This is a genomic window from Methylomonas rivi, assembly GCF_024505165.1.
Classification (GTDB): Bacteria; Pseudomonadota; Gammaproteobacteria; order Methylococcales; family Methylomonadaceae; genus Methylomonas; species Methylomonas rivi.
Map to the genome: position 1 here is coordinate 1 of NZ_JANIBK010000137.1, position 10,490 is coordinate 10,490.

Below are 10,490 nucleotides of genomic sequence, written 5' to 3' on the forward strand. Positions count from 1 at the left end.
CCGCGCCGGGTTGCCCCGGCGCGGCTTGAGCCTGACTGGAAAAGCAGACTTAATTAGAACGCTAACTGACCGCGCAGCATGAAAGTGTCTACGTTTGGTTCGCCACCGCCCACGGTCGCAACCGCCGGTCTATTCAAATCCAAGGTTTTATTGTAGTCAGCCATGAAACGGATAGTGTCGTTCAAATACCAGTTTAAAGCCACAGTCAAGAGCGACATTTGACCGCCATTATCCGCAGTACCCACACCGCTATTCAGATCGGCTTCCGAGTAGCGACCCGCTAACTCCCAAGCACCCCATGTACCGTTTTTCAAACTGAAGTTTTGTTTTGGCGACAATTTATAGAATTTGCCTTTTTTGTATTTACGGGATTCACCGGTAATAGTCCAGGATGCTTCGGTGTACCAAGCGCTATAGTCCAAATTGCTTTGAGACGCCACGGCATTTTTGCGCTCAACCCACATTTTGGTGTATTCGCCGCCAATGGTAAACGGCCCATACAACCCATTGGCTTCCAAGCCCACCATATCGATGGCGTCTACCCCGGCAATAGTGCCGGTATCAATTAGGAACAAATTGGACATATGAGAGGTTTCCGAACGCAATCTCAAAACCCCACCTGCAACATCATTATTGGCGTTCAGATTTCGGTGATTGCCGGCTATACCCAGGTGAATCAATTTGGTTTTTTCATTGATTGGCGCGTAGGTCCAACGGGAGTTGATTGCCCAGCCTTCATCCGCAACACCTGTTGCGGGAGGAGCGATTGTGTCGCCATATATACCAACCTGGCCGGTCCAATCTTTTTGGAAGCTACCCACGTTCAAACCAATGGCCCGATCAACGGTCGGTTCGTTCAAGGCATTCATCAACGAGCGTTCCATGAACAGCATGTCGTTCGAACTTTCCTGCAACTCGCGGCTGAACGCTTGTTTTTGTTGGCCGGCGGTAAATTCAAAGTCTTTCAAACCGGTATATTGGATAAATAAGTCTTTTGTCGAGACACTGTTGTCGGCGAAATCCCACTGGCTTTTGAAATCCCAGTCTTTATAGAAAGTGCCCAACATTTCTATACGTGCCCGGCGAATCTCGGTACCGTCATTAGCTTCCGCGTGTGTTGTTGTTCCACGATTAACCAGATTGTCATCACCACTGGAATAGGATGCATCGGCATGAATCCGTCCGCCCATTCTGAATTTAAAATCCTTATCGGCGGATTCGAATTCGACGCCTTTATTGCCCATTTTGACCTTAACTTCCTCGGCCACTTTCATGTGCTCGTCCAACGCTTTCAGTTCGTTGTTTTTCAGCGCCAAATCTTCCTTGATTTGTTCGATTTCAGCTTTTTGCGCCGCCGCTTCGGCTTTTTGCGCGGCGGAATCTTCAACCTTTTCGAACGAACCCAGTTTTACGCGCCCCTTACCCGGCTCGGCGTAAATTTGCTGCGTTTTGGTATCGACATATAAATCCAAGGCCAATGCTTCCGTAGCGAGGCCCGCACCCATCAGCGACGCCATGGCCAGACCCAGTTTGGTTAACTTCATGTTTAAATCTCCAAAGGTTTTTTAATTGAATCGAAAAACAAACAGCTAAAGACACTGGATGGAAGACCCGGTGCAATTGATTAGTCTTGGGGGGAAACCAACGCCGTTCAGTTGGCGCGAATTGTAGGCAGGGAATATGACAGCTTTATGACAACGGGCTATTTACACGCCATTTCGTTGTTTTTTTGCTACAGATCACACGACCGGTTAGGCAACCGGCCGTATTTGCGGCGAGACGCGGGCAAGCAAAAATGTTGCGTATTTACAAAGACGCCGCAGCTAAGCGCTCGGCAACGATTTCCGCAGAACAAGCCTCGAATTCAAGACTTTTGCAGGGAGGGAAAAAACAGCTTAAAGATCTCTTCAAATTCGTCGTGGGTTTTATCCATAACCTGGCTGATCTGCTCTGGCGATAAATCGAAACCATTGGCCGTCAGCACATCGTAAGGATTGTCGACGCGGCTGAAATGATCGGCAAGCCGTATCAGGGTGGCGATTTTGGCGTTATTGCCGACATAGTCGGGGTATCTATGCAAACGAATGGAATCGACCACCACCGGCGGCAGTTTCCACAGCCGGCAAAGTTCGGCGCCCACTTCATAATGGTCGAAACCGATGACTTGTTGTTCGATACCGGCTTGGTCGATTTCTCCGGGCAATTGGGATTGCACCAATAAATCCACTTCGCGCGCCAATATCGGAATGCGCCGATACAACACCAACTGGCCGACGTCATGCACCAAACCGCATAAAAAAGCCGTGTCGGTATAGTTTTTACCCATCCGCGCATCCAGTTCGCGGGCAATCAAGGCGCAGCGCAGATTTTTGGCCCAAAAATCGTGCACGGAAAACAGCTGGCCGGGCAAATCGGAAAAGCGCTCGATGACCACGGTGGCCAGCACCAAATTTTGCAGCTCCCGCATCCCTATCAGCGTAATGGCCGTGGCCACCGCGCTGATCTGCGCCGGAAAACCGTAGAAGGCGCTGTTGACGATTTTGAGTACCCGTAAAGCCAGGGCCGCATCGCTTTCGATAACGGCCGCGGCATCCTTGGCGGTTTTGGCGGGGTCCTCGACGACTTTTTGCAGAGCCAGATACACAATCGGCGGCGAGGCGAGTTTGATATCGCCCTTCAGCAAATCGGCAACTGTCAATGTGGGATTGGAAATTATCATCGAAGATTACAAATTTTAAATTGTCGCCTATACTGGTTTTAACGTGAGCAGACGGGGGGTTGCACGCAAATTAAGCCTAACGGGTTTTATCAGAATTACAAGTCCCATGTAAGTAATTGATTACATAAAGCTTTTAAATCTTGTCCAACCTCTTTGTTATTTATAACTCAAAAATACCGGGCCGGTATATGACTGTTTGCGACCCCATTAAAGAAAAGATCATTATTGTTGCCGAACACGACAGTGTATCCGCCAACCAAATTAATTTAATTCTTCAGGAAAACGGTTTTTCGGATATTCGCCATGCCAGCCGCGGCGAGCAAATTTACGAAATCCTCCGGCCGTTCCACGATCAACCGGAAAAAATCGGCCTGATCATACTGAACGAAAACCTGCCCAATTGCCAATCGTTCGAAATGAGCCAAAGCCTTTCCTGCGCCACCGACGGCTCGGTGATTCCTTTCGTGATTTTAAAGCCGGCCGTTAACGCCGCCGCCAAACCCGAAGCCAAGCCATCCCAGGCGGATACCGGACAATGCCTGGTTTATCAAATTGCCTCGCCCGCCAATCCGCAGCTGCTGATGCTGGCGATCCAATTTTTAATGCAGCTCAAGCAGGAACGCTTTTTACGCCAACAACAGGAAGAACAGCTGATCAACGAGCTGGCCTCGAAAAGCGTCATCGAAGCCAAACTGAAGTTTCTGGCCGCCCACGACGAGTTGACCGGCCTGGTCAATCGCAATACTTTCGAGCGCCAGCTGCGCTTGGTCATGAATTTAAGCAACAAACTGAAAAAAGAAGGGGCGTTATTGTTCATCGATGTCGACCGTTTCAGCTTAATCAACGAACTGGAAGGCTTCGACGTCGGCGACCGCCTGCTGGTCGAACTGACGATTCTGGTGCGCAAACTGGTGCCGGCCAGCAGCCTGTTCGCCCGTATCGGCGCCGACGAGTTTTGCCTGTTTCTGGAAAACAAAACCAAAAAACAAGCGCATATCATCGCCGAAACCATCCGCACCACGGTCGAGAATTTCCGGTTTTTTACCGGCGAAATCTGTTACAGCGCCAGCGTTTCCATCGGCATTACCTCGCTGGATAACGCCTCGCCGGCCCAGCACCCCGGAGAAATGATTCTGCACGGCCGCCAGGCCTGCAATTTCGCCAAAATCAACGGCCGCGACAAGGTCAAAATATACAACCAGGACGATGTGGCCATCAAGGAGCGCCGCCGCGATATTTATTGGGTGCCCATCATCCGTAAAGCCTTACGGGAAAGCGATTTCTTTTTAATGTTTCAGCCGGTGGTGCAATTAAACAACGGCGATATTTCCCATTACGAAGTATTGATTCGCATGCGGGGGGAAGACGGAAAAACCATTACCCCGGACCAATTCATACCCGTCGCCGAGCGCATGGGCTTGATTCATGCCATCGATTTATGGGTGGTGGAAAACGCCATCGACTTTCTAGCCACCCTGCCCTCGTATATGTCGCGCATTTCCCTGGCCATTAATTTATCCGGCAGCGCCTTTCAATATCCGGATTTATTGCAAACCATTCGCGAGAAACTGGAACTGACCTGGGTGGATGCCGGCCGCCTGACTTTTGAAATTACCGAAACGGCCGCCGTGGACAATTTCGAACGCACCCGGGACATGATTAACAAAATCCGGGATTTGGGCTGTAAATTTGCCCTGGACGATTTTGGTGCCGGTTTTTGTTCGTTTAATTATTTAAAAACCTTCCCGGTCGATTATGTCAAAATCGACGGCCAGTTTATCCGCCACCTGGAACATAATGAAACCGATCGTATTCTGGTGAAATCCATGGTCGAAATTGCCGGTAAATTGGGCAAAATAACCATTGCCGAATTTGTCGAAACCCCCAATATAGCCCTGAGGCTGAAAGATATAGGCGTCAATCTCGGCCAGGGTTATGCATTCGGCAGGCCGGAACGGAATTTACTCGACGGGCATCAAGTATCCTTGGCCATTCTTTTAAATTCCAATAGTCCGCAACAGTCGAACGGCGAATCCCTGGAAAACAATATTTTTTAATCATCCGAGGATATTGTCCGCCGCGGCAATACCCCGCAATCATGCCATTATGGATTGGAGTTTACCGCTCTGACCGGCTCTGGTATATTCGGGCCAGGTGTCATGCGTTGCAGTAACATCGATTTATCAACTAAAAATTAAAAAAGCGAGGGGAAGAGTTATGGGAGAGTTACTTTTTATAGCAACAACCGTTTTTGTTGCCTATGTGGTGTATACGGCTATCGGCGGCCATAAGGACAATCCGGAGGAAACCGCCAGCCAGCCGGCCCCTCCCGCTCCGGAGAGCAATAGCAGTACGGAACCCGAGCCCGCCGAAAACGCCCCGCCTCCTCCACCCGCCCCCGTAGCCGCCAAACCGGCCGCTAAAACGCCCGCCAAGGCAGCGGCCGCAAAAGCCAACAAAGCCGCCCCGTCCCCGAAAACCAAAGCCGCCGCCGCAACCGACAGCCTAAAGAACCCTAAAACCGGCGAAGTGGCCAAACTGCCCGGCAACTACGCCTTCGCCAAACGCTGGATTAAGGAAGCCCTGGTTGAAGAGGGCTTGTTGGACAAAATCTACAAAAATAACGAACTGGATGACGACACAACCGCAAAAATCCAGGCCGCGTTGCAAGAATTGAAGGGATTGAAAAAATATCAATAACACCGGCCGGCCAACGCCGCGGGGGCGGCCAAGCCCGCCCCGCGCACAGCCGGATTGAAAGCCGCGGGCTTATTCCAAACCCAGCTTTTTCAGCCGATAGCGAAAAGACCTGAATGTCATGCCCAATTGTTTGGCGGCGGCGGTTTTATTCCAGCGGTTTTCTTCCAAGGCGGCCGTCAGGGCTTTTTTCTCGACATCCTCCAAATAGCTTTCCAGCGACATTTGCTCCGCATTGAAATTGCTTTGCGGTTTGGCGGCCCCGTCCTGCGCAACCTGCAGGTTTAAGTCCTCGACATCGATTTTATCGCCCTCATGCAAGGCCAGCGCGCGCTCCAGAATATTCTCCAACTCCCGGACATTGCCCGGAAAATTGTAGCGCTGCAAGGCCGTTAAGGCCTGCCGGCTAAATTGCGGCGCCGGCACTTGGTTGGCTTTCGCCAGACGTTCCAGCAAATGTTCGGCTATTTGCACGATATCGGCCGCCCTGGCGCGCAGCGGCGGCAAATTCAACTCGATCACATTAATCCGATAATACAAATCCTGCCTGAAACTGCCCTCCTGTACCATTTTCGCCAAGTCCTTATGCGTGGCGCTCAATAGCCGCACATCCACCGGAATCTCATGCTGATCGCCCACCGGACGAATTTTCTTTTCCTGAATGGCCCGCAGCAATTTGACCTGCAAAGTCAACGGCAAGTCCGCCACCTCATCCAGAAACAAGGTTCCCCCTTCCGCGGCCTGGAACAAGCCTTGTTTATCGGCAATGGCGCCGCTGAAGCTGCCCTTTTTATGGCCGAAAAACTCGCTTTCCATCAGCTCGTGCGGGATGGCCCCGCAATTGATGGCCACAAAGGGCTTATCGGCGCGAGGGCCTTGTTGATGAATCAATTTGGCGACCAATTCCTTACCGGAACCGGATTCGCCGCTGATATAAATCGGCGCCTGATTGCGCGCCACTTTTTGGATCTTGGAGCGGATCTCGCACATTAATTCGGATTCGCCCAACAAGGTATCGCGGGTACGGCGATCTTTTTCAAGCGTATTACCGGGCGATACCTGCAAGGCATTGCCGACCAATTGCCGTAGCGCGGCCAAATCAACGGGTTTGCTCAAAAAATCGAAGGCGCCTTTTTTCATGGCGCTGACGGCGATATCCATGCTGCCGTGCGCGGTAATCACGGCCACGGGTAACTGGGATCCCGACTCCTGTATAAATTCCACCAAATCCAAACCGTCGCCGTCGGGCAAGCGCATGTCGGTCAGACACAGATCGAAGTGTTGATTGGCCAAAAGCTGCCGGGCTTCCTTGATGGTTTCCACGCAACAAGCGCGGATATTCATTCGGCTTAAGGTAATATCCAAAAGCTCCCTGATATCGGGCTCATCATCAACAACTAAAGTAACGGGCGTATTCATTATATTTCGATGACAACGTGATCGGCATTGGCCATTAACAAGCTAAAACAAGGTTTATCCTGGCATTTAGCATAGCTTAATTCCGCTTGATTGAGTTCGGCCAGCTCTTTTGAAATATAAAGGCCCAGTCCCGTACCCTGTCTGGAGGTGGTGAAAAACGGCTCGAACAAATGCAGCAACCCTTCATGATCGATACCGGGCCCATTATCGATGACCCGAATGCAGGGCTGATTATTCTCCATGTCCGCTTGGATACTGATCGAACCCAATTCCGGCTTGCCGTACTTCAGCGCATTGGCGCAGAGATTATCCAAAATCTGTTTTAAATGCCCCGGATCGATATAGGCATTGAGTTCCGTCTGTTTGAACGACAATTTAAACGCCGCAGAATACTCGCCATGGCAAAGATTTTGTTCCTGCACATAAGCAACCAACCACTGATCCAGCATCACTTTCTGCTTTTGCGAAGGATTGCGCCGGGACAGTTTCAGAATATCCTCGATAATATTATTGACGCGTTGGCAATGGGTTTGGATGATACGGGTCAGACGGAGATCCTCCGGTTTCAACTCGGGCGCTTCGGACAACAACTGGCCCGCATGACTGATGGCGCTGAGCGGGTTGCGGATTTCATGGGCGATACTGGCTGTCAGCCTGCCCAACGAGGCCAGTTTACTTTGCTGCAGGCGTTGGTTATGCAAACCGATGTCTTCGAACAACAGCAAATGCAAACGCTCGTTTTCAAACCTGAGCAAGGAAAAACGCACCTGAATCTCCTCGCCGTTGTCCAATTGTATGATGGCGAAATCCTGTTCCGGATATTGGTTCCATAGTAAAAAGGCCTGTTGCAGCAGAGCGGATACATCGGCCAGATGCGTGGGCGATTCGCCGATACCCAACAGCCGCAAGGCGGAATAATTGCTCAGCACGATGAATTGCTGGGCATCCACGATCATGATGCCCGATTGCAAATGTTGAATGATGTAGCGGTTCAACTCTTCCAGCCGCACGATGGTTTGCGCGTGCCGTTGCGCCAGACTGGCCGATTGTTCGACCCGCTGCGCCAGAATCAACGAAATCAAGGCAATGGCAAAAAAAGTGATGCCTAACAGCCCTGAATAATTTAAGGAACTTAAATTAAAGGCGTGGGTTTGCATATCGTAGACTTGTTCGGCCAATACCGCCAAACTGGCCAAGGCGGCAAACACCAGCGCACAACGGCCGCCGATCAACAAGCCGGCCGCCGCGATGGAAATGGCCAACAGGCCGCCCACGCCGCTGGTCACGCCGCCGCTGGCATGCATCAACACGGTGATAAAGACGATGTCGGTAAAAATAAACAGTTGCGCCAGCCGGTTGTAGCCGGCCAGCCGCCTGAAAATAAACGGCGCGTTCAACAACGAAATCCCTAGATAAGCCAAGCTGGTGAACTGATACAATTGCGCATCGTGCGCCCCCAAACCCATCGGGCCGAAGCGGAAGAAAAACAACATCACAAACAAACTGGCGCTGATGAAGCGATAGATGAAAAATATCTTCAGCAACAACCAGGCTTGGCGGATGGGGATCCCGTATCCTTTCGAAAACGGGCAAGGATAAATAGTGTCGACTTGATTGGGCGGCATCGGGCGAATTTGTGAGTCGGCTAAAAGCCCGGATGATAGCAAACTCTGTTTTAAACGTTTATAAAGCCATTACAGTGGAGCCAATAGATGAACATTCATGAATATCAGGCCAAACAACTGTTTCGCGACTTCGCGATTCCGGTACCGGCGGGCGGCGTGGCCGATTCGGCCGCACAGGCCGGGCAGGTCATGCAAACATTGACCGGCTCGGCCTGGGTGGTCAAGGCCCAAATTCATGCCGGCGCCCGCGGTAAAGCCGGCGGCATCAAACTGGCCCGCAACGCGCGGGAAGTCGCCGACTTCGCCGGCGCCATGCTCGGCAGCCAATTAGTTACCCATCAAACCGACGCTAACGGCCTGCCGGTTCATTGCGTTTGGGTGGAAGAAGCGTCCGCGATTAAAAACGAGTTTTACCTCAGCCTGTTGGTCGATCGCGACAGCGAACGCCTGATATTCATCGCTTCGGCGGCCGGCGGCATGGACATCGAAGCCGTGGCGGCGGAAACCCCGGAAAAAATCGTCCACGTTAAAATCCACCCGGCATCCGGCTTGCAGCCCTATCACTGCCGCCAAGTGGCCGCCGCCCTGGGCTTGGCTAAAGAGCAACAAAGTCAATTGCAAAACATCATGACCGGCGTCTACGAGTTGTTTCTGGCCAAGGATTGCAGCCAAATCGAAATCAATCCGCTGATCGAAACCGACGACGGCAAACTAGTAGCCCTGGACGCCAAAATCAATTTCGACGACAACGCCGTGGCCCTGCATCCCGAGATTGCCGCGCTACGCGACGCTAGCCAGGAAGACGCCAAGGAAGCCGAAGCCAAACAGTTCGACCTCAATTACATTACCCTGGACGGCAATATCGGTTGCATGGTCAACGGGGCCGGACTAGCCATGGCCACCATGGATATGGTGAAACTGAAGGGCGGCGCGCCGGCCAATTTTCTGGACGTCGGCGGCGGCACCAATAAAGACAAAGTCAAGGCCGCGTTCAAATTGATTTTATCCGACGGCACCACCAAGGCGGTGCTGGTGAACATTTTCGGCGGCATCGTCAAATGCGACGTGATTGCCGCCGGCATCCTGGCGGCGGTCGAGGAAATGCACCTGACCATACCGGTGGTGGTCAGGCTGGAAGGCACCAATGTCGAACTCGGCTTGTCCATGCTGGCGGAATCCGGCTTGGGCTTGCATACCGCGGAAGATTTAAACAGTGCGGCCGAGCTGGTTGTGAAATTGGCGGAGGGCGTCTAATGTCTATCTTGATCGATCAAAGTACCAAAGTATTGTGCCAAGGCTTTACCGGCAAACAAGGCACTTTCCACTCCGAACAGGCGCTGGCTTACGGCACGAAACTGGTCGGCGGCGTCACCCCCGGCCGCGGCGGCTCCACCCATCTGGAGTTGCCGGTGTTCGATACCGTGCAACAAGCCGTGCAAGCCACCGGCGCCACCGCCAGCATGATCTACGTGCCGCCGTTTTTCGCCGCCGACGCCATATTGGAAGCGGTCGACGCCGGCATTCAGCTGATCGTCTGCATCACCGAAGGCATTCCGGTCCTGCAAATGCTGCGGGTCAAAGCCGCCATGCAGGGCAGCAACGCATTATTGGTCGGCCCCAACTGCCCCGGCGTGATCACACCGGGCCAATGCAAAATCGGCATCATGCCCGGCCATATTCATACCCCGGGCAAAATCGGCATCGTCTCGCGTTCCGGCACCTTGACTTACGAAGCGGTACACCAAACCACCCGCCAGGGCCTGGGGCAAAGTACCTGCGTCGGCATAGGCGGCGACCCGATTCACGGCATGAATTTCATCGACGTGCTCAGCCGCTTCCAGGACGACCCGCAAACAGAGGGCATCGTCATGGTCGGCGAAATCGGCGGCAGCGATGAAGAACAGGCCGCCGAATTCATCAAAGCCCACGTCACCAAACCGGTGGTCGGCTATATCGCCGGCCAAACCGCCCCGCCCGGCAAGCGCATGGGCCATGCCGGCGCCATCGTCACCGGCGGTACGGGTACCGCG

8 protein-coding genes are annotated in these 10,490 nt (G+C 52.6%); 4 read left to right on the forward strand and 4 right to left on the reverse strand.

Annotated elements, in window-relative coordinates:
- Window positions 1-53: 53 nt before the first annotated feature.
- Together NP596_RS17330 and NP596_RS17335 are read right to left on the reverse strand one after the other, a co-directional pair.
- The gene (locus tag NP596_RS17330) at window positions 54-1,544 is read right to left on the reverse strand and encodes an OprO/OprP family phosphate-selective porin (protein ID WP_256616647.1); all 1,491 of its coding nucleotides are present in this window, start codon (window positions 1,542-1,544) and stop codon (window positions 54-56) included.
- A gap of 320 nt (window positions 1,545-1,864) precedes the next feature.
- Window positions 1,865-2,719 (reverse strand): HDOD domain-containing protein, encoded by an 855-nt coding sequence (locus NP596_RS17335; protein WP_256616648.1) that lies wholly within the window; start codon window positions 2,717-2,719, stop codon window positions 1,865-1,867.
- 188 nt (window positions 2,720-2,907) lie between these two features.
- On the opposite strand from NP596_RS17335, the gene NP596_RS17340 reads away from it, so the two are divergent.
- Together NP596_RS17340 and NP596_RS17345 are read left to right on the forward strand one after the other, a co-directional pair.
- Entirely contained in the window at window positions 2,908-4,776 is a 1,869-nt protein-coding gene (locus tag NP596_RS17340; RefSeq protein WP_256616649.1) for an EAL domain-containing protein, read from the forward strand.
- 160 nt (window positions 4,777-4,936) lie between these two features.
- Window positions 4,937-5,419, forward strand: a complete 483-nt coding sequence (locus NP596_RS17345) for a hypothetical protein (RefSeq protein ID WP_256616651.1) — start codon at window positions 4,937-4,939, stop codon at window positions 5,417-5,419.
- 69 nt (window positions 5,420-5,488) lie between these two features.
- On the opposite strand, the gene NP596_RS17350 is transcribed toward NP596_RS17345, so the two are convergent.
- A complete protein-coding gene (locus NP596_RS17350; RefSeq protein WP_256616652.1) occupies window positions 5,489-6,835 on the reverse strand; it encodes a sigma-54-dependent transcriptional regulator in 1,347 nt (448 codons plus the stop codon).
- Entirely contained in the window at window positions 6,835-8,460 is a 1,626-nt protein-coding gene (locus NP596_RS17355) for a sensor histidine kinase (RefSeq protein ID WP_256616653.1), read from the reverse strand. Before NP596_RS17355 ends, NP596_RS17350 begins: the two co-directional genes overlap by 1 nt.
- Window positions 8,461-8,547: 87 nt before the next feature.
- On the opposite strand from NP596_RS17355, the gene sucC reads away from it, so the two are divergent.
- Window positions 8,548-9,714: an ADP-forming succinate--CoA ligase subunit beta gene (gene sucC, locus NP596_RS17360; protein ID WP_256616654.1), complete on the forward strand. Its 1,167-nt coding sequence runs from the start codon at window positions 8,548-8,550 to the stop codon at window positions 9,712-9,714.
- Window positions 9,714-10,490: succinate--CoA ligase subunit alpha (gene sucD, locus NP596_RS17365; protein WP_256616655.1), on the forward strand; the 777-nt coding region annotated here is incomplete at its 3' end. The genes sucC and sucD, both read left to right, overlap by 1 nt.